The sequence below is a fragment of the Cellulophaga baltica 18 genome, assembly GCF_000468615.2.
Classification (GTDB): domain Bacteria; phylum Bacteroidota; class Bacteroidia; order Flavobacteriales; family Flavobacteriaceae; genus Cellulophaga; species Cellulophaga baltica.
On the sequence record NZ_CP009976.1, the window covers coordinates 4,332,656 to 4,354,936 of the forward strand.

The 22,281-nt window shown below is 33.4% G+C and carries 18 protein-coding genes; 15 read left to right on the forward strand and 3 right to left on the reverse strand.

Annotation, left to right across the window (positions count from 1 at the left end):
* Nucleotides 1–61: 61 nt before the first annotated feature.
* Together M666_RS18750 and M666_RS18755 are read right to left on the reverse strand one after the other, a co-directional pair.
* Nucleotides 62–2,356, reverse strand: coding sequence for a TonB-dependent receptor family protein (locus M666_RS18750; protein ID WP_029445631.1), 2,295 nt, complete (start codon nt 2,354–2,356; stop codon nt 62–64).
* Nucleotides 2,357–2,382: 26 nt separating this feature from the next.
* A complete protein-coding gene (locus M666_RS18755; RefSeq protein ID WP_029445630.1) occupies nt 2,383–3,678 on the reverse strand; it encodes a PQQ-dependent sugar dehydrogenase in 1,296 nt (431 codons plus the stop codon).
* 450 nt (nt 3,679–4,128) lie between these two features.
* Between M666_RS18755 and M666_RS18760 the strand changes: the two genes are divergently transcribed.
* The 4 genes from M666_RS18760 (at nt 4,129) to M666_RS18775 (ending at nt 10,753) form a co-directional block, all read left to right on the forward strand.
* Nucleotides 4,129–7,356: a ligand-binding sensor domain-containing protein gene (locus M666_RS18760; protein WP_082007933.1), complete on the forward strand. Its 3,228-nt coding sequence runs from the start codon at nt 4,129–4,131 to the stop codon at nt 7,354–7,356.
* Nucleotides 7,357–7,609: 253 nt separating this feature from the next.
* A complete protein-coding gene (locus M666_RS18765) occupies nt 7,610–8,761 on the forward strand; it encodes an alpha/beta fold hydrolase (RefSeq protein ID WP_029445628.1) in 1,152 nt (383 codons plus the stop codon).
* Nucleotides 8,762–8,794: 33 nt separating this feature from the next.
* On the forward strand, nt 8,795–9,784 hold the full coding sequence (locus M666_RS18770) for an MBL fold metallo-hydrolase (RefSeq protein WP_029445627.1): 990 nt from the start codon (nt 8,795–8,797) through the stop codon (nt 9,782–9,784).
* A gap of 99 nt (nt 9,785–9,883) precedes the next feature.
* Nucleotides 9,884–10,753, forward strand: coding sequence for a hypothetical protein (locus M666_RS18775; protein WP_029445626.1), 870 nt, complete (start codon nt 9,884–9,886; stop codon nt 10,751–10,753).
* A 127-nt stretch (nt 10,754–10,880) separates the two neighbouring features.
* Here M666_RS18775 and M666_RS18780 read toward each other — a convergent pair whose 3' ends face one another.
* A complete protein-coding gene (locus M666_RS18780; protein ID WP_024479706.1) occupies nt 10,881–11,432 on the reverse strand; it encodes a hypothetical protein in 552 nt (183 codons plus the stop codon).
* A 503-nt stretch (nt 11,433–11,935) separates the two neighbouring features.
* Between M666_RS18780 and M666_RS18785 the strand changes: the two genes are divergently transcribed.
* From M666_RS18785 to M666_RS18835, 11 genes are all read left to right on the forward strand, one after another.
* A complete protein-coding gene (locus M666_RS18785; protein WP_029445625.1) occupies nt 11,936–12,937 on the forward strand; it encodes an alpha/beta fold hydrolase in 1,002 nt (333 codons plus the stop codon).
* Nucleotides 12,938–13,015: 78 nt separating this feature from the next.
* Nucleotides 13,016–13,555: an ASCH domain-containing protein gene (locus M666_RS18790; RefSeq protein ID WP_029445624.1), complete on the forward strand. Its 540-nt coding sequence runs from the start codon at nt 13,016–13,018 to the stop codon at nt 13,553–13,555.
* 327 nt (nt 13,556–13,882) lie between these two features.
* Nucleotides 13,883–14,443 (forward strand): hypothetical protein, encoded by a 561-nt coding sequence (locus M666_RS18795; RefSeq protein ID WP_029445623.1) that lies wholly within the window; start codon nt 13,883–13,885, stop codon nt 14,441–14,443.
* Complete coding sequence (locus M666_RS18800; protein ID WP_024479702.1) at nt 14,440–14,904, forward strand: hypothetical protein; 465 nt, start codon at nt 14,440–14,442, stop codon at nt 14,902–14,904. Before M666_RS18795 ends, M666_RS18800 begins: the two co-directional genes overlap by 4 nt.
* A gap of 205 nt (nt 14,905–15,109) precedes the next feature.
* On the forward strand, nt 15,110–16,285 hold the full coding sequence (locus tag M666_RS18805; protein WP_029445622.1) for a hypothetical protein: 1,176 nt from the start codon (nt 15,110–15,112) through the stop codon (nt 16,283–16,285).
* 407 nt (nt 16,286–16,692) lie between these two features.
* Nucleotides 16,693–18,558 (forward strand): PAS domain-containing sensor histidine kinase, encoded by a 1,866-nt coding sequence (locus tag M666_RS20130; RefSeq protein WP_029445621.1) that lies wholly within the window; start codon nt 16,693–16,695, stop codon nt 18,556–18,558.
* A 3-nt stretch (nt 18,559–18,561) separates the two neighbouring features.
* Nucleotides 18,562–18,981 (forward strand): response regulator, encoded by a 420-nt coding sequence (locus M666_RS18815; protein WP_029445620.1) that lies wholly within the window; start codon nt 18,562–18,564, stop codon nt 18,979–18,981.
* A 137-nt stretch (nt 18,982–19,118) separates the two neighbouring features.
* Nucleotides 19,119–19,850 carry a hypothetical protein gene (locus tag M666_RS18820; protein WP_029445619.1) on the forward strand — a complete coding sequence of 244 codons (732 nt, stop codon included), beginning with the start codon at nt 19,119–19,121 and terminating at the stop codon, nt 19,848–19,850.
* A gap of 4 nt (nt 19,851–19,854) precedes the next feature.
* A complete protein-coding gene (locus M666_RS18825; RefSeq protein ID WP_151198093.1) occupies nt 19,855–20,373 on the forward strand; it encodes a hypothetical protein in 519 nt (172 codons plus the stop codon).
* 66 nt (nt 20,374–20,439) lie between these two features.
* On the forward strand, nt 20,440–20,979 hold the full coding sequence (locus M666_RS18830; RefSeq protein WP_029445617.1) for a GNAT family N-acetyltransferase: 540 nt from the start codon (nt 20,440–20,442) through the stop codon (nt 20,977–20,979).
* Between the two features lie 147 nt (nt 20,980–21,126).
* Nucleotides 21,127–22,149, forward strand: coding sequence for an adenosine deaminase (locus tag M666_RS18835; protein WP_029445616.1), 1,023 nt, complete (start codon nt 21,127–21,129; stop codon nt 22,147–22,149).
* Nucleotides 22,150–22,281 lie beyond the last annotated feature (132 nt).

The window sequence follows — 22,281 nt, forward strand, 5'->3', positions numbered from 1 at the left end:
ATCCAATTAGGTCTAATATATCTTGAAACGTTAAGATCATATGCATGTATATTGTCAGTGCTTAAAGTGAATATCTAATCTTCACTCCGCCAAACCAGTTTCTTGGCATTCCGGGATAATAATAACGAGGTTCAGCGCCTCCAAAACCTACTGCGTTTATGAGTATTGAAGAAGCATAGGCTTGGTCTGTAAAATTATTTATACCTACATTAACTCCTATAGAAAGTTGATCTGTAATATAATTTTTATAAGACAACTGGCTATTAAAAATAGTATACGCATCAGAGTATAGCGTATTTGCATCATTAAGGGGCATGTCACCTATATGAAGAACATTTGCATTGAAACTAAAATTCTTAAGTTCAAAACGTACTCCCCCATTCACTTTGCTATTGGGTACGCCAGTAAGGTCGTTACCTGAATAATCAGTTGTTCTATCTACAAAATCAATAAATCTATTTTGTGAAATTTCAGCATTGACATATGGCGAGATACTCCATCCATCCATTATTTTGTGGATGTAAGAAATAGCAAGTTCCATACCTTTATGTTCTGTTTTCCCTGCATTTCTACCTATATACTGATCATCACCCACACGCTCTGCCACCAATAAATTATTTATATCTAGTAAATAAGCCGAAAACTGAAGATGTAGCGCACGATTAAATACATTTACTTCACTGCCTATTTCATAATTAAAACCTGTTTCTGGACCCAGTTCTGGATTAATGACGCCTTCTGGAGTTAAGGTTTCTTCAATAGACGGGTAGTTAAACCCACGGCTTACATTTACATAAGCTTTCATATTCGGCGTTAGTTGATATAGTACGTTTAGGTTGGGAGCAAAAATAGGATCAAAATTACGATCAGCATCTTTATTATTCATACCTGAATTAAGCACGTCTTTAAAGTCATAATTTGTTTTATTGATATTTACACCTAACTGCGCTTTTAATTTACCAGTGACTGGTACCGTTATTGTAGCAAAAACATTTAAGTTATTTCGGTTTTCTATGTTGTCACTAAGCAGTGAACCTTCTAAACTACCACCGCCCTCATTATCCTCGTACAAATTCTCTTTAGTTTTCCAATTGTATTGATCCTTATAAAATTCACCTCCAAAACTTAAACTTGCTTCTGTGTCCCAAAAATTAAAATCCTTAGCAAAAAGTGTCCGCATCCCATAACCATTAGTGAATTCGTCAAGTATATTAAAGGGTCTTGGTTCATAATGATCTAAGTAGTTGTAATATACAGCCGTAGTGTTACTGAAATTTTCAGAAAATAGATGCGTATAGGTTATTCCTGCAAGCAATTGCTTATTATCTTCATAACCTTGAGATGCGCCCCAGGTATATGCTGCTTGGGTAGGATCTTCTTCAAAGGCAGTTTTACTAATAGAACTCGGAATTTGAGCGTTATAATCTATATAATTAAACAATACGCCAACTTCATTTTTTTCATCAAAAGAATAGGTAGAATTTAAAAAAACAGTACTCCGCTCATACCTACTATTATCTCGAAAACCATCAAACTCCATATGGTCATAATTCAGATTGAATGTCGAGTTATTATCTGCGGTAGCCACAGATACACTATTTTTCATCAAACCATAACTTCCAAAGGTATTACTGGATTTTAGATAGGTCTCTCCGGCTGAAGCTTGTTTTGAATTCAGCAACAAAGTTCCACCAAGATTAGTTCCGTATTGTGTTGTCTTGGGGCCTTTCACTATTTCCATATCTGAAATATCCTCTGAATTGTACGCATCAATAGCTGTAGCTCCTGTACCATTTGTGATGGGAATACCATTAAAATAAGCTCTTATCTTATTAGTTCCATACAAGGTGCGCGATCCTACACCACGAATTACGATTCTGTTCGTATTTAAGGCACCGCTTTGTATATAAACTCCGGGGGTTTCATTGATGGCTGAAACCAAATCAACGGGACTATATTGATCTAATTTAACTGCTGTTATTCTAGAGCTTGGAATAATAATCCTACTTTGCTTTTGGTAGGTTGATGAAATAATGACTTCGTTAAGTAACTGCGTACCTTCTAAAACAGAAAGTTGAAACACGCTATTATCACTTGATACTACAAATTTTCTACTAGAATAACTTGGATGCTGAAGTTCTATTTTAAAAGGTAACTTCACTGTTTCTTCAATGATAAAAACACCATTTTCATCTGTGGTAGCAATTATTTTAGAATCCCTTAAAATGGCCACTTGTGAAATTGGGATATCTTTTTCGTCAATGACACGACCATTAATATTTTGAGCATATATTTTGTTGATGGTAGCTATTATAAAAATAGCCACCATCATTAATTGTACTGGTGAAAATTTCATAAGATGGTAAAGTTGATGGTCAGGAACTAATTGCTATAACTTACTTTCCAGATGGTATTTCCAGAATCGTCATTTACTAATAAATCTCCGGTTGGAGTTACGGTAACACAAACAGGCCTTCCGTATACTTCGGTATCACTATTTTCAGCAATAAATCCGGTAAGAAAGTCTTCAGGTTCCGAGACTGGTTTGCCCTCTTTAAAAGGAATAAAAACTACGCGATATCCAGAAAGTTCAGAGCGATTCCAAGAACCATGTTGTCCTACAAATACACCGTTCTTATATTTTTCAGGAAAACTATCTTGATCATAAAATGTTAAACCTAAAGAAGCAGTATGTGAGCCTACAGACACATCTGGCACAATTGTTTTTGCCACTAACTCTGGCGCAGCACCTTTTAATCTAGGGTCTGGAATATCACCATAGTATGCATAAGGCCAACCATAAAAACCACCTTGTTTTACACTAGTTACATAATCGGGAACTAAATTATCTCCAATTTTATCACGCTCATTCACAGCAGTCCATAGCTCACCATTTACAGGATTCCAATCCATTCCTACTGGATTTCTGAGTCCGCTAGCATATACTTTTTCATTTCCTCCATCTAAATCGACCTCTAAAATATTGGCACGGCGTACCTCTTCTTCCATTCCATATTCTGCAACATTACTTGCAGAACCTACTGAAATATAGATTTTATCTTCGGCTTTATTGGTAATTATATTTCGTGTCCAGTGATTATTGTACCCTCCTGCTGGAAGCGCTACAATTTTTTCTCCCTCAGATGGGTTTAATTTAGTCTGCCCGGCTTCGTAAGGATATTTATATAAACCATCTGTGTTAGCCACATAAAAATGATTTCTTATGATTAACATTCCTAGCGGCTGCTTTAGTTCTTCAAGAAACACTTCTCGCATTTCAATAGTACCATCATTATTAGCATCTCTTAATAGCGTAATTCGTCCAGCACTATTTTTGGTATTGGCCTCACATACAAATATATCTCCATTAGGACCAATATAAGTCCACCGAGGGTTTTGGAATCCGTCTGCAAATTTCGTCACTTCAAAACCTTCTGGAGCTGTTGGCATCTTACCTGCAGGCCAAGCTACAAGTTTGTTTTGTTTTCGCACAGATTCTGTTGCATATGGTTTTGGTAAAATAAGCTCACCAATGGCAGTTTGCACCGTATCTGCTGGTTGTTGAGAAATCATTGCTTTCACATCTTCCGGTACTTCTATTTTATTTTTTTCTTTAGACTTACAACCAAAAAAAACTGTTGTAATTGCGACAGTTAATAGGGTAATAGTTTTCTTCATAATTAAAATTTTTATGAAAATATAAGATTCATCAGATGCTTTCTAACGCAATCGATTTTTTATTTAACATAAATAAAAAGTGATGAAATATCTTAAAAATAACTACTTCACTTCATGCGAAATCGCCCACGGTAAATGGAGAAAAAACACCCACTTCTGGTGTTTGAAACAAAGAACATTTAGGAAGATTTAAAAACATATTAATGGGGATGCCTTATAATCCCCTGAATAATACCGTGACAGACTGAAAGTCTGTAGCTTGTTGGATAGACTTTGATCTAAGCTTAAGACCATAATTAAATGATAGAAAATACCAACACTTTTTATATCTTTAGGATTAGTAAAGATGATTAAAATTAACAAACGCTATACATTCCTTAAAAAGAGAACGTTGCTTTTGCCTTTTGATAGTATTTTATGAATCTCATACTATAAAAACCCAACTGACAAATGCAGCATTCCCCCTCCAATACATTCTTTGCCATAGTATTTTTTGTACTTATGGCACTGAAGCTAAATGCGCAGTCTAAGAATCAATTTTTAGAAAAAGTTGGAATTGAGAATGGCCTATCTTCCAATTACCCTACTTGTGTTATTGAAGACTCTAGAGGGTTTATTTGGATAGGCTCTAACAACGGTTTGAACCGTTACGACGGATATCAATCTAAAATTTTTAAATATGACCCAAACGATAGTAATACCATATCTGAAAATTGGATAACGAGTCTCCTAGAAGATAAAGAAGGTAATATATGGATTGGTACAGAAGGTGGCGGATTAAATCATTACAATACAACTACCGATGTCATTACGAGATTCACTCATAAAAAAAATGATTCAACATCGATTAGTAGCAACGTAGTGCATCGCATATACGAGGATAGCCAGTCGAGATTGTGGTTAGGTACAAAAAATGGTTTGAATTTATTGGATCGTGATAAGCTAACCTTTCAACATTGGATTCAACCCAATGAATGCCAACATTGTGAATTTTCTCTGAAAGCGATTACAGAGGATGAGAAAGGCAACCTTTGGATTGGAGATGAGTTTCAAGGTTTGTATTATTTTATGCCTACAAGCGGTAAGTTTTCCAGACCCCATTTAAGCTCCCCCAATAATAACTTGCTCCCTTCAAAATTCATAAACGATCTGTATTTTTCAAAAGGAATGCTATGGATAGGTACTGACAATGGTTTGGCTATAATAAACACAAAAACTGAACCATTTTCAGAGATGACATTAGATGGCAAACATAAAAATGCTGTTAGCACAATGTGCATCTGGAAAATTTATAATGACCATAATGGAAGTATTTGGTTATGCACAAATGGAAATGGTTTAATAAATTATAATATAGCAACTCACGAAACCACTATTTATAAAGCCGATGGCAACTCCGCCTATAAAATTGGTAGCAATTCCATCGAAGATGTACTCGTAGATAAATCCAGAAATATTTGGATGGCCACGACAGGCAACGGGTTAAATAAATTTAATTTAAAAAACTTAAATTTTCATCATTGGGAGAAAGATAACGACGATCGTAATTCGTTAGTAAATAATAATGTCCGGGCCATGTTACAAGACCTAGACGGCACTATATGGATAGGGACCAACAATGGCCTTAGCAGGTTTAATCCTAAGTCTAAGCGGTATCGAAATTATATAAAGGATTTTAATTACAGAGCTGATGTAAATACTACAAAAATCCGTGCAATTTATCGTTCTCAAAATAATACCATATGGGTAGGTACCCAAAGTGGTGGACTCTATACCTACGATCAAAAACTCGATAAATTTAGCTTAGCACTAGGGTTTGCTGATAGCCAGTTGGCCACTAAAATAGGACACATTCAAAGTATTTATGAGCTTGAAGCTGGCCAATTATTAATTGGAACCGTAGGAGCTGGTCTGATTACTTACAATACCAACACGGGCGACCTTGAGCGTATCTATACCAATAGTGACCCCAATACCTTCTTATTTAATTTAGATGTAAAATGCATGCTAAAAGCCACTGATTCAGAAGTATATATTGGTAGTGACAGCGGCTTACTTTTGTTAAATATGAATACGCTTAACTTTAAATCTTACCAATTTGAAGAGGGTTGTACCAACTGTATCATAGGAAACAAAATTCGGTCTCTATACCGTGATAAGTACAATAAACTATGGATCGGAACTAGAAGTGGCTTAGCGCTTTTGGATCTAGAAACTAAAAAATTCGAACATTATAGCATCGAAAACGGATTACCTAGCAATATTATCTTTGGAATCCTTCCAGGTAGTGATGGGAACGTGTGGCTTACAACACCAAACGGACTGTCCAAAACAGATCCTCGCAAGATACAGTTCAAAAATATTACTATACCCGGAAACAATATTTTAGACATGGGAGGTCATTCCGAAGGATTAAATGGAAACCTAATTGTAGGAGGCACCTCTGGGTTCACCATTTTTAATCCAAGTGATATAAAAAGTAATCCATACATTCCTACTGTTGTTTTTACAGATGTAAAGATCAATAATGAATCTATGTCATTTGATCAAAGCATTTCCGAATTGAAAAGCATAGACTTATCTCATAACCAAAACAATATCACATTTGAATTTTCAGCCTTAGAATTCACCAATTCACAGTTTAATAAATACAAATACAAATTAGAAGGATTTAATGATCAATGGATTGCCTATGGCAACAAACACGATTTGACTTTTACCAACTTAGATCCTAAAACGTATGTACTAAAAATAAAGGGTTCAAATAATGAAGGCGTTTGGAATGAAAATGAAACCTCACTAACCATTACTATTAGTCCGCCTTGGTATAAAACATTATGGTTTAGAATACTTAGTCTTTTACTCATTATAGGATCACTTTTTACCTTTTATTATTTACGGATCAAAAGATTGAATAGAACAAAAACCATGCTTCAAAATGAGGTAACCAAGCAAACTAAGGAATTAGTACGTAACAATAAAAAGCTAGAAGAATTAGACAGGGAAAAAGATGGAATCATCGGGATTATGGCCCATGATCTCCGCAGTCCTCTTAACAATATTCATGGACTTACCCAATTACTAGAGAGTAATGAAAATTTGGATGAAGAGCAAAAAACATATCTAAAATACATTAATAAGTCTGTAAACAGTGGCAATAGTTTAATCACCGATTTACTGTTTATGAGTAACGTTAATCACCCAGAAAAGACAATTGAATTAGCAGATATAGAGCTTTCCGAGTTTATTGATGAATGGGAAAAAAGTTATATCACTCGATTAGACAAAAAGGAACAAAAACTTAGAAAATTTATTGATAATAAACCATTGATAATTCATGCAGACCAAAAATTAGTAACCCGTATTTTTGATAACCTAATGACCAACGCCATAAAATTTTCAGATAAAGGTAGTATCATTGATTTATCAGTGAATTCAAGCAATGGTCTTATCCATATTTCATTTAAGGATTATGGTCCTGGTATGTCTGAAATTGATAAAAAAAGAGCCTTTAAAATGTTTCAAAAACTCTCTGCACAGCCAACAGATGGAGAAAGTTCTCACGGATTGGGTTTAGCAATTGTTAAAACGCTAGTTGAAAAACTAGAAGGGTCTATTAAAATACAAAGCACATTGGGGCAAGGCACAGCGTTTAACATCAGTTTACCTGAAAAATGAATATAGCGCACCCTAGGTTCCGTTGAAACTATAGATAGACCGCTTAAATAAAGTAGGCAATAGGGTGCTCCACAACATAGTCGTAATTAAGCTTGGTTTTATAATTAAAAAATAACGGATATTTATTATGTGCGGCATAACTTTTGTGGCCTATTTATTTTGTTGAAACACCTGTATGCGGAAACGAGTAAACCTTTTCCTACTACACCACCACTTGTTAATCCTTTTTCACATAATTTAAACGACCACACCCATGAGACACTTCTATTTTAAATTCTTCATTATTTTGTTTTTACCATTTGCCATACATGCTCAAACCCTAGATACACTCGTAGATGTTGGAGGTTACCGTATGCATTTCAAAATAATAAAAGGAGAAGGAACTCCAATTCTTTTTGATGCCGGAGCAGGTAATGATGGTTCTGTATGGGACCACCTATTAGAAAAAATTCATGAGGTTACAGGCACCACATTAATTACTTATGACCGATCAGGGTTTGGTAAAAGTGACGTAAATCCAACGTTAAAAAATGATTCAGATTTTGGTATACTCAACGGAATTAAAGAACTAGAGACAGGCCTTTCTAAGCTGGGTTATAACAAGGACCTTATTCTAGTTCCTCATTCCTATGGCGGATTTTATACAACGCTTTACGCATCCCGTCACCCGAACGACGTAAAATATATTGTACGGATAGACGCCAATTTAGTGGGGGTGTATACGGACGATGTACTCCAAATAATGAATGAAGATGAAATTCCGCCAAAAACTCCTGAAACCTTAGGCATCCATTACTTGGTAAAGAACTATGCTGAAACGGTTAAACTATTACGCACCATAGATTTTCCTTCAAATATCCCTGTAATAGATATTACTTCTCCAATTAATAGAGGCTACCCTGACGAGTATTGGGTACTAATAAATAAAGTCCATAAAGATTTTGTAAATGCAGCATCCAATAGAGTTGAACTTATCGCAGAAGGAAGTGGTCATTATATATTTGAGGATAACCCAGGCTTAGTTATTAATGCGATTATTAAAGCATACGCACAAACGTTAAATGAGAACGATAAAAAAGTACTGTTAGAAAAAGCATTGGATAATGCCATTGTGTTAGCTATTGCTGCTAAAAAGACAGAAACAGAAAATAAGCATTCAGAAAGTGATTTGAATGATTGGGCCTATACGTTTTTGAGAAATGAAGAATCAGAAAAGGCATTAGCAATTTTTAAATTAAATACCATGTTATTTCCAGATAGTTTTAATGCTTTTGATAGTTATGGCGAAGCTTTATTGCTTTCCAATAATAAGCCAGAAGCTATTAAAATGTACGAGAAATCTATTGAATTGAATCCAGAAAATGAAAACGGAAAAGCAGCCTTATTGAAAATAAACCAAGAATAACAACCTATCGCATTACTAATAAATCAACCAAAAATGAAATACGCTTATAGAATACTACTTCTATTTTTAATCTGTTCTTGTGGAGACCAGCAATCTCCCCAGAAAACAGAAACAACTGAGACCCTGACTACAGAAGCAGATGAGACACAATCTCAAGGAAGTACCTTCCTAAAGATTCTAGGAACGATTCAAGATGCTGGTTCTCCTCATATTGGTTGCAAAAAGGACTGTTGTAAAGACTTATTTGATCATCCAGACAAGAATAGACAAGTAGTTGCCTTAGGCTTGGTTGATAATGACCATGGTAAAAAATACTTATTTGAAGCTACTCCTGATATCACAAGACAAATGAAAGCCTTGGTAAAAGATGAAATTCTAAATAAAAACGAGATGGTAGACGGAATTTTCTTAACCCATGCGCATATTGGTCATTACGCAGGATTAATGTATTTAGGTAAAGAAGCTACCAATGCAAAGAATATTCCTGTATTTGCTATGCCTAGAATGAAGAAATATCTAGAAACCAATGGCCCTTGGAGTCAGCTTGTTTTAAATAACAATATTAAATTGACTCCCATTGAAAATGAACAATCAATTTCTCTTTCTCAAAATCTAACAGTGACTCCCTTTTTAGTACCCCACCGAGATGAATATTCTGAAACCGTTGGTTATAAGATTCAAGGACCTAATAAAACCGCATTATTCATACCAGACATAGATAAATGGAATAAGTGGGATAAAAATATTGTTGCAGAAATTAAAAAAGTAGATTATGCCTTTTTAGATGCTACATTTTATAGCGGAAAAGAAATAGACAATCGTGATATTTCTCAAATCCCACATCCTTTTATTATTGAAAGTCTTGAGCGTTTTAAAGCATTGGATACTTTGGAAAGAAATAAAGTGATTTTTATTCATTTTAATCATACCAATCCGGCCATTAGCTTAGATAGTAAGGAGGCAAAGAATATTTTAGATCAAGGATTTAACATTGCAAGGATTAATGACGTATACCGCTTATAACTATTGGCTTTGGTAAGCACTAGGAAATAAACTAATCATCATACTGCAATGAATTTTTCGTACTTGCGTTTAGATATAATTAAGGCATAGAAAAATCATATGAGAATAATATCCTACTCACAAAAAAGAATAGTTCATGATGTTGAAATACACTTCAAAGAAGTAATTGAAAAATATAATTTTTCAGTGAATCAACATTTGGCTGTAAAATTAAATAAATCAGAAAATTTCAATGTTTTCTTGGAAAACGACTACCTGGTTATTTGTCTTGACTTTGATGAATCTTATTCGTTTTTAAATATCAATTTTCAGTTTTATTTCAAAATTGATTCCGAGTTCAAAGAAATTGAAAAAAATGCGCTCCACTCCCTTTTACATATTGATGATAATGCTTTCATAAAATGGACGACAGCCTACAATGATTCTAACCAAAACTCCATACAAAAAGAATATAAAGAGGGCTTATATGAGTTACAATTGACCAATGATTTATTTATTACATTTTATACTAATTTACTTGATGGCTCTCTAAGTTATTACAACTATTCAAGTTTTAATTATAAGCCTAAAAATTGGTTTCTACTTTATTTTAGTACCAGGCTACTAACAGCTGCTTCTTTCCTTATAGCCCTAGTTGCTGCAGGAGAAAGACTTTTTGATCGTTGGGAGGAACTTTCCATCAAAGCAATTATCGTTTTGTTATTTCTAACCGGTATCACCTATTTTGTATACCTAATTATGTTAAAACAAGTGGTTAAGAATGGATTTTACTCAAAAAAAACAATTGAATACTTAGAACCTGTAGGCTATGCCAATGCAGGAATGTTGGCTTTATTCTTTGGCTATGTTTTCGCTGATTCAAATATATTAAATACAACCGCTATTGTAAGTATCACAGTGATCTTCTCACTTTATATTTTTAGTTGTTACAAGCTTTCAAAAATTAGACAATATTATTATATCTCATAGCACTAAAAACTTCACGAGTCCAACAAAAAACTAATACTACAAACGCTCATTTTAAAAATGACAGTTTCAAATACAAAAAAGGCTATCTGATCTAGATAGCCTTTTTTTATTCCATTTAATACGGAATCTATTTCATAACCTTTACGTCAATTGAAATTCTTTGAGCATTAAGCATATTTATTTTAAATGCACCAATCTTACCTTCGGCAGTTTCAAAAAGAACCACTTCTCTATACGTTATAGATTGTGCTTCATTATCATCCGAAACTGTCAAATCTTTAAGTAAGGTGTCATCTTCCATAGCATCAAATTCGGCTACAGTCATAGCTACATTACTCACTTGTATTTTAGTAGACTTTGCCCCTTCAATTTCGCTAAGAACATCATCTGCATCTGGGCTATTAAAAGCAATAAATGCTTGATTGGTTGCAGAAACTATATCAATATCCGCAATATTATCTGCGCTAATTTCAGCATAAGAATACGTTTCTCCAGTTGCTGTAGAAAATGCAATTCCATAATCTTCGGTATCAGAATCATCTAATTTTAATTCAATTCCCTCATAAGATAAAATCTCGTTATTTTCTTCCACTACAGGCTCATCGTTATCCTCTGAATCTGAACAAGATGTAAATCCTACAAATGCTACTAATAATGGTAATGCTAAAAATTTTCTCATTGTTAAGTTTTTATAATTAATAGACTTAAAACGATGAAAATATATTCTTATTATAATCTATATTATTATAATTTATTATAAACATATGACATTTAAGTCTTAAAAATGAAAATGATTCTCTCAAATACGGCACTAAAAATTACCAATTTTCTATAGTTCATTTAACCTAGTCTAAGCTTTGATCTGTCTAATTATGTTTTTTAAAAATTAAAATCTACCCCACTGCAACAACCAGTGAAAAGAGTTTAATCTTTTGAAAAAAAATGCTTATAAATTTCTTTAGATGTTTAGCAAAAATGTGCTAGCCTTTGCTATTATTTATCTTAACACAAAATTAAGCACATAATTTAATCCTATTCTTACCTTTACGATACCCACATCTCGTACTGCCTTTAACTGGCTATCATAAAGGCTTTCAGAAAAGAGAAACTAAAATAGTTAAACCCTATCTGAAATGAACAATAGATTAAAGCAAGAATGAGTAGCTATTTGAAATTAAGAATATGAAAAAGAATTTACTCGGGTTACTTCTAGTAATCCTTACAACACAACTAAGTAATGCGCAAACCGATAAGTTACCATGGTTAGATATTGAACTAGCTAATTATGAATACCCTTTTCCTGTTGAAACACTGCACTTAAACGTGCAAAATCAGGAATTAAAAATGGCGTATATGGATGTAACGCCAAATAATTATACGGGAAAAAACATTGTACTATTACACGGTAAAAACTTTAATGGTGCGTATTGGAAAACCACAATAGCGGCACTCACCAAAAAAGGCTACCGGGTAATTGTTCCTGATCAAATAGGTTTTGGAAAATCTTCTAAACCAGATCATCTGCACTACACTTTTCAACAGCTTGCCCAAAACACAAAAACATTATTAGATACACTACACATAAAAAAATCTGCTATTTTAGGACACTCTATGGGAGGTATGTTAGCAACACGATTTGCATTAATGTATCCTGAAATTACTGAGAAATTAATTTTAGAAAATCCTATAGGATTAGAAGATTGGAAACTAAAAGTTCCTTATAAACCTGTAGAATGGTGGTACAACAATGAACTGAAAAAGAATTATGAAGGGATTAAAAAATACCAACTGGTGAATTACTATGACAATCAATGGAAACCAGCATATGACCAATGGGTAAACTTGTTAGCAGGGTGGACGTTGAATTCTGATTATAAAACAATTTCATGGAATGCTGCACTTACTTATGATATGATTTTTACGCAACCCGTAGTATATGAATTTAAAAATATTACGGTTCCCACTCTTTTGATCATAGGCACCAGAGATAGAACTGCATTAGGAAAAGGTTTGGTAACCGATGAAGTAAGAAAAACTATGGGCTTGTACAGTGAATTGGGGAAACAAACTCAAAAAGCAATTCCAAATTCCACATTGGTCGAAATAGAAAATGTGGGTCACTTGCCACATATTGAAAAATTTGATACGTTTATAAAGGCTTTGATCAACTATTTAGAAGAATAGAGGAGCATCATTCTAGGTCTAAAAAAACATAGCTTATTTTTAACGTATAAGTACATTTTAACCTAGATTCTTTATTTTATGAGACTTACAAGTATCTTTTTATTTTTAATGTTGATATGCTGCAAAAGCGAAACAAAAAATCATCAGGATACAGAGAACGCTGTTGAAAGTATGTGGACTAGTTTTAAAAAAGCACATCCTGAGGCTCAAGAAGAACAACCAGAATCCTATTTTTTTCATGATAATAAAGAAGATGCAGACCGGTTGGCAAAGCTCATTTTAGATGGGAAAAAGAAGGCAGGTTCTGGACTCTATATGTGGTATAAAGAAGCTAAGGCCCCATTGCCTGAAGTAGGAACAAAAATTATTGTCACAAATTTTGAAGGCATTCCTCAGGCCATCATCGAAACTACTAAAGTAGATACAATTCCTTTTAATAAAGTTTCTTCAAGCTACGCTCAGATGGATATGGGAACAGAAATTGATGCGCTAAATAAATGGAAGAAAGCCCACTGGGATTTCTTTGCAAATGCCATGGAAGAAAGCGGAGAACAACCTACCGAAACGATGTTAATTGTTTGTGAGCGTTTTAAAACTATTTGGCCTGAGAAAAACTAAGTCGCTAAGCATAACTCCTACATTCAACACAGACCATAGAGCAAGGCCTTCATAGAACTTGTGAAAATAGCACATCGTACACGCTATAACTTTAGCAATAACAACACACTAAAAAACTTATAGGCTCCATCTAGCCATCCTTCAATTAAAACCCAACTTCAAGGCATTTGAAATTTTTAATTCAAGCTTAAATTCTTAAATTTGCAACGTGAAAACAGAAATACTTCTAAGGCCTCCCTCCTGCTTTAGAATTCTTTTTTCCAACGTTTATTTTTTGTTAAAAACAAGTACACTCCATAGAGTACTAGTGACTATTAAATTTCCTTAATGAAGAAGCATAAAGCCCTTCGACTTTTTATGATCATACATGTTATTGGCATTCAAATTACATTTATGACCATGATTTTCAGAGAAAACTATGACACCAATAATTACGCAGCGCTTTTGGCGTTATTTTTAATTACCTTATTACTATTTGGGCACAAATATGTAGATTTGCACCACAGTGAATACGCTTATGAAAAAATAGCGGTGGTTATCTGGATTCCTATTGGCGCAGTTATTACGTATACCTTAAACAACATTGTAGGCCTAGGAAGTGTCCTATCTGCTGGTATTGTTGGGACAACGGCTTCATTTATTCCAAAAATAAAAAAACAATCACGCTATTTAAAAAAATTACCTCCGGCACTATATTGCGGTGCATTTATAGGGATGTCTAGCTCAGAGATAACACCTTCAATTTATTTTGTAATTGCCGCAGGAATGGTTGCAGGTCTATTTTATATGTTTTCTAAAAACTTATTTCTAGGAGTCGGCGGAAAACTAGGTACTATCGCTTTTGCAGGCGTAGTCACGGTATCTTTAATTTACTGGTTGAGTTTATGAATACTTTTATCATTATCATCACAGGAATTTTTGGAGCTACGCTAACGTTTTATTTCAATGAACATCTAAAACAAGGGCCAGTAAGGTCTTCTGCCATGTTATCTTTAGTTGTTGGTTTATTTTTTCACCTATTTCCTGAACTTCTTAATCCTTTTTTAACCAAAAATATCCCTGTGGTATTTATAGGAGGATCATTTATTGGTATGGTTTCTTTTAAGGCCAAAGGCACCTATGTCATTTTAGTTATTGCCAGCATCATATTTAGTTGTATTTATCTTCATAAGAGTCAATTTTTTAATGGCTATGGAGGTGCATTAGGCAATTCTGCATTCATCGCTTTATTAACTACAATGGGGATTTCCGTCTTATTTTTTAAAAGAAATAGATTAACGAATCGTATTCTCTTAGCTAGAAGAAGAATAGTAAAACGGAGAAAAACGCGCAATAAAAGATTCTTTTAGTTCATTTACCGTACAGGAATTACCTTTAAAAAACGCATTGCTTTCTGGATTAATACAATTTCACATCCCCTTTATAAAAAGTATAATTAAAATGATGGCGCACGATAATTCTAACTTTTTTCTATATTTATACCTTCCACTACATAATGCATCTGAATAGTTGTGGATAAATAAAATTTAAAAACCAAACAATAACCTACCACGCATGAAAAAATTAGTGCTGCTTTTACTTATCGTATTATCTATACCTTTTGTTCTGTTTTCTCAAACGGATGCTTCACAAATACAGCAAACGCTCACTCAAAATTTTAGTCTCGTAGATCAATTTTCACAATTGGCACCCATGGCTATTAATCCGTATATCACCATATTTCTGACTTCTTTATGTTCAAAAATTGGCTTTCATAATGATTTTGTCGCGACCAATCCTTTTTTTAATAATTGGTTTGTATTGATACTTTTTGGTGCTTTATTTCTATTTACAGCGTTAGTAGGCACTGTATTTAAAACAAATAAAGCTACCGCTCCTATTGGTTTAGCAGATAATTACCTATCCAATCATGCTGCTTTAATAATTAATGGCTTTGTTATGCTAGCGCCTACCTTTTTGTCTGATAATCCTGCTCATGATGAAATTGTATACCAAGCAAGCTTCTTTTCCATCAGTTTAAAAACAATTTTAGTGTTAGCCGTTTCAATGTATTTTTTAGTAATCGTGATGACCTTTAGATTCTTTATTGATATTTTAATCTTTCTATCGCCTATACCATTAATAGATACAATTTTGGAAGTATCAAAAATTGTATTGTCTATCGTTTTTGTTCTCATCAGTATCATTAGCCCTATTACTTCGGTAATCTTCTCTGGAATTATGTTTATTGTAGCTCTGTTCTTCTATCGAAAATCTATACGCCTAGTGACTCGAATTAAATATTTGTTAGTATATCCTATTCTAAATGTCTTTAGAAAAAAAGATACTATTTTAACCAACGGAACTACCTTGTCTATTTTGGTCTATATCAATAAAGAAACCAAGCAATTTAAAAAAGGAAAAGTAGCGCGACTTGAAAAAAGAGATAACCAAATTTTCTTGCTACAGAAACGGTTTCTTTTAGCACATAAAGAGGAAGAAATAACCCTTGAGAATTGCTACCTAACCCAAACACACCTAGATACAAACCTGACTAATGAAATTGGTGATACATCATTAATTCTTAATAGATCTTACCATAAGTTTATTGATGAAATCGCAAAAGAATTACAGGTTGATATTCGGAAAAAAGCCACGCTATCCCTTAATTTAAATACTGGTTTCCTAGCCAAACTTAAAAATATGTTCACAAAAAGTGATATCGCAGAATTGAAGTCGATACCTGATTAATGTAAACACTAAATTATTAAATAAAGGATAGGAACCATTGAATGAACCCTACTAGTATCAGTGTTCTTAGCAATTTAAAAAGTACAGAAAAAAATATAGTTATAACTATCTTACCAACTAAAAGTCATATCCCCGAAGACTATAAATTAAACATTCTTAAGGAATTACTTGTAAGTTTTATCTATATTTATAGCGTGCGTAAAATCTTTAGATACAAAATTTAGTATCTAATATTTTACAATTGATATGCAAGAAACGTACATTAAAAATAATATAAATAACTTTTTTAATGTGCGCAGTTATACCGGAGGGCTTAACACTCCTGTACAAATTTGGTTGAGAAAAATCAGCGTTTTAATTCTGATGCACAAGCTTAAAAATTAATATGCTTACCTAAACCTACTTTAATGAGCCCTAACTCAAATGCTGAAATTATAGGTGTAATTGCCACCACAAATGAAAATATCATATCTCAGTATAACTCAGGAGCCCATACCTTATTAGGGTATGATCCTGATGAAATGGTTGGCTCAAAAAAAAGTGATTCTTTTCTTTTAAAAGAAGAAATTGAAAACTTCAAAAGAGATTTAGCAGCACGCTATCAGTTAAAAACTATTGACTTTGATCCCTACAAAATATTGGCTGAGAATGATGCGAATGATGCTAGAGAGTGGACTATCCTAAAAAAAGATGGCAGCACCTTTATTGCACATTCCACGATTACTCCTATGAAATATGAGAATGGTAAAAGCAACGGCTATATAAGAATTATACGAGATATCACTGATCAGAAAAAGGTGGAGCGAGATTTGCTGCGTAAAAATGAAGTATTGAACCATGCCGAAAAAATAACCCTGATGGGGCATTGGCAGCTAGATACTATTACTGATAATGTCAAATGGTCTAGCAACTTATACAATATTTTTGAAGTACATCCAGATGAAGTTTTAACATATGACACCTATTTTAGTTATGTTCATCCTGGAGATAAGGAAACTGTAAGTACTTCTTTTGAAAAATCTAAACAGGATAAACATTTTTACGATTTATTACATCGCATTAAATTAGATAGTGGCAAAATCAAAATAATTCAGCTTCTCGGAGAAGTTATTACAGATGAAAAGGGAGATGTTATTGAGATCATTGGAACCTGCCAAGATGTGACCCAGCAACGAATGGCAGAAATTAAGTTTAAAGGTTTATTAGAATCTGCCCCAGATGCCATGGTTATTGTAAATGAAAATGGTAAAATACAACTCATTAATAAACAGGCAGAAAAACTATTCGGATATTCTATAGGAGAACTATTAGACCAACCTGTAGAATTATTACTTCCTGAACGTTATATTAATGCACACGCTAACCACCGCGAGCTGTATTTCAATATTCCCAAAACAAGAAAAATGGGAGAAGGAAAAGAGCTTTTTGGAATTGATAAACACGGAAGAGAAATTCCTATCCAAATAAGCTTAAGTCCGCTTAAAACAGAAGAAGGAGTACTTGTTTCTGCTGCAGTTAGAGACATTACATTTCAGAAAAGAGCTGAAAAAAGAATCATAGACGCCAAAGGAAGCTTAGAACTATTAACAGATAAGCTAACCATAAAAAACACCCAATTAGCAGATTTTGCGCATATAACCTCCCATAACTTACGAGCACCCGTGAGCAATCTAAATTCTTTATTAGAATTTTATAAGGATGCAGAAACAACTCTTGAAAAAGTGCAATTGTTTGAGAAATTTGAGAGTGTCATACATCACCTTACTTCTACCCTAAACACCTTAGTAGAAGCATTGAAAACAAAAGATGAAACCTCTAAAAATATAGAACTCCTCTCCTTTGAAGAAATCCTCTCTAAAACTAAAGAAATTCTTTCGGGTCAAATAATAGCTACTAATGCTAAAATAAGTAGCGATTTTACAGCAACTCCAACTATTATGTATAGTAAAGTTTATTTAGAGAGTATTTTCCTTAACTTAGTGAGTAACGCTATAAAATATAAAGCGGAAGATAAAACTCCTGAAATTTTTATTAAAGCAACGGTAGAAAACGGAGTTCAAAAACTAAGCTTTAAAGATAATGGTCTCGGTATTAATTTAGTGAGACATGGCAAGAAAATATTTGGTTTAAATAAAGTGTTCCACCGCCATCCAGATGCCAAAGGAGTTGGTTTATTTATGACAAAAGTACAAGTAGAAGCCATGGGTGGTAAAATAACTGTTGAGAGTGAAGTCAACGAAGGCTCTATTTTCACCATAAAATTTAATAAATAGCAGATGATTAAGAACTTTAATTTTTGTATTGTTGATGACGATGACATTTACCAATTTACAGTAATAAAAACAATAAAAGCGCTCAATCTAGCTAAAAAAATTATTGCTTTTTCTGATGGCGAAGAGGCCTTAGATTTCATGATAAAAAACCTTCACAAAGATGAAGAATTACCAGATGTTATTCTACTAGACATCAATATGCCTATCATGGATGGCTTTCAGTTTATGGAAGAATACATAAAGATTAAACCTAAATTAGGAAAAAAAATAACTATTTACATGGTTTCATCTTCAGTAGATACTGTAGATATTGAACGTGCAAAAAAAATAAGTGAAATCTCTGATTACATTATAAAACCTATTAAAAAAGGGGAATTAAAATCTATTGTAGATAAACTTATTGATGAAGGTAATGAGGACTAAAATACAATTAATCTACTATCCTTTTTTTACACCTTTAATACCAAACTTTATAAACAGTGGCTATTGAATTAGTTACTGCTACAGGAAGTAGTTTTCAGTAATCTATAGTAAAAAATAGCACATTCAGAATGTAACCTATGCACTTAAAAACACTAATCTTCATAGGATTTAGCGTCTCGTTAATTACTTATGGGCAAGAAATTGACAAATCCGAATATGTAAAAGACAGTCTGCTACATCGTTTTACGCGAGAAATTGAAGAAATTATCCAATCTAAAAATGACAGTACTAGCATCTTAAAAATAGTAAAAAAGAAGTGTGATGCTGCTATGTTTCATTTTGAGTCTTTTAAGGATACCAACAGTAAATTACAGCTTTATCATTTTTCAAAAGATTTTTATCATCTTAATTATATTTCCGAATTAATAGACCGTGAAACACAGAAAATTGTTCATACTGATTTTAAAAGGCATCAATATTTTGTAGAAGTACATGCGCTGAATGCTAAAGAATTTTTGATTATTGAAAGGCAAGATGATTTATCCTTCTCTTGTTATTCTGCCACCGTTTTTAAGCTCAAAAAAGAGACTGCCAAAAAAAAGAAGGGATTTAGACAAGGATCAGAATTGATCGTATGTTCTTGGACATCTATAGCCACATCCTATCCTACGGATGAAAATAAAGGACTGCTCCCTAAAAGTGGACTCACATTTTACGAGCCTTATAAAATAACATATGAAACGGACACAAAAACCATTTCCTACCCTTATAAAAACAGCACTACTGGAGCACTGGAAGAACAGAAGGCTATATACAGAAATGGTAAATTCGAGATTGAGGACTATGATGTACGAGGTTTTTTAGATTAAAAAAATGATAAAAAGTAGTTTAAGTATCTGTATACTTTGTATAGGTTTTATGACATTCGGCCAGGAAACTCAAAATGATAGCATCCCGAATTGGGGGTCTCACCATTTTAGTTCTGAAAAACAAATTTCGTTTCGCGTTGGAGCAGGAATACAAAAATCATTCTATACGGAAATTGGTCTCGCATTACATAGATGTAATTATGGCGATACTGGCTTTTTCTCTAATGATATCTATAGTGCTCTAGAATGGACTCCTAGCCAAGGAAAAGATATCTATGGTTTAAAAATTGGCTACGAGATCAATGCCTACTTACTTAATCTAGCTTTAGAGGCTAAATACCTGAGCGATTTTGAAGAACAAGATTTTGTCATAACACCAAAAATAGGTTTAGGACTCTATGGTGATGTAAATATCTTTTATGGATATAGCATTTCTACACATAAAAATCCTTTTTCAAAAGATATAGGTCGCCACCAATTATCGATCATATTAAACCTCAATAAACATTTTTTAAGCTCATAAAGCTACTATATACTTCTTTTCTGTATTTTTAGGCTAAAGGCACTATGCCCACAAAGTACCTAAACAATGTATACAGAATTTAAAACAGAACGCTTACAACTAAGACCTACATTAGAGGAAGATGCTGAATTAATTTATCAGTTAATGAACACAGATAAGTTTATAAAATATGTAGGCGATAGAGGTATTATTTCTATTCCGATGGCTGCCGATTATATAAAACGTATGATGCTCCCACAACTAAAGGCGCTAGGATTTTCTAGTTATACTATGATCACAAAACATGATGGAGTAAAAATTGGCACCTGCGGACTTTACAATCGAGATGGTATAGCGGGTATTGATATTGGATTTGGGCTTTTACCTGGTTTTGAAGGGCTAGGCTATGCCTATGAAGCGAGTCATAGAATTTTGAATGCCGCTTTTGACGAATTTAAGCTGAATGAAGTAAAAGCAATTACCTCTAAAGAGAATTTTTCTTCTCAAAAACTGTTAGAAAAACTAGGCCTACAAAAAGACGGTGTAACGAAACTTCCTAATTCCGATGAAGAGATTTTACTTTACACATTAGCAGCAAATAAGCGCAGAATAGCTCAAAAAGATTAAAGAAAATATCAGGTTGCCGAGAAAATAGTTTTATATTTAATGGATATCAAAACGCTTATAACTACATTTTTAAGTAGAAAGCATATTTTAATTCAACATAGAACGGCCATACAAAACACTTTTCAGTACACTTAAACAATACATTTTATGGAATCATCTGCATTAAAAGAAATTATTCAAGGTATTCCCAAAGCCGAATTACATTTACATATTGAAGGAAGTTTTGAACCTGAGCTGATGTTTAAAATAGCTAAAAGAAACAACATTACACTGGCGTATGATTCCATAGCTTCCTTAAAAGAAGCCTATAAATTTAATAATCTTCAAGAATTCCTAGACCTTTACTATATTGGCGCACAAGTCCTCATTCATGAACAAGATTTTTATGATTTAACGTGGGCATACCTTACTAAAGTCCACAGTCAAAATGTAGTGCACGTCGAAGTCTTTTTTGATCCACAAACCCATACCGATAGAGGTATTTCTTTTGAGGTAGTTTTTAACGGAATTTTTAAAGCATTAGAAAAAGCCAAAGAAGAATTAAATATCTCCTACCAACTTATTATGTCCTATTTGAGACATTTAAGTGAAGATGAAGCCTTTAAAACACTAGAATCTTCATTGCCTTATAAACAATACATTCATGGTGTTGGGCTAGATTCTTCTGAAATGGGCAACCCGCCTAGTAAGTTTTCTAAGGTCTTTAAAGCCTCTGCAGACGAAGGTTACAAATTGGTAGCGCATGCAGGAGAAGAAGGACCATCAACTTACATTTGGGAAGCTTTAGACCTCCTTAAAGTTGTCCGTATAGATCACGGAAACCGGTGTTTAGATGATGAAGCACTGGTAGAGAGATTGCTACAAGAAAAGGTTGCATTAACCTTATGTCCGTTGAGTAATGTAGCACTTAAAGTTATTCAAAAAATGGAAGAACATCCTGTAGCTAAAATGCTTGACAAAGGGCTAATAGCCACTATACATTCAGATGATCCTGCTTATTTTGGCGGGTACATGAATGAAAATTACTATGAAACGGCTAAGGCGCTAAATTTAAATAAATCACAACTTATGCAATTAGCCATCAATGCTTTTGAAGCCAGCTGGTTGAGTGCTGCACGCAAGGAAGAACACATCAATCAAGTAAAAGAATATTTTAGTTTACTTAATTAATAATACATTTTATTCTTGCTAAGATTAAGCTAAGATTTCAACTAAAATATCTTTACTTATTATCCTTCAAAAAACTAACAGTCAGGTTTTTAATTTGATGTTTAGCGTATATTTCCTAAGTTAGCAAAACAA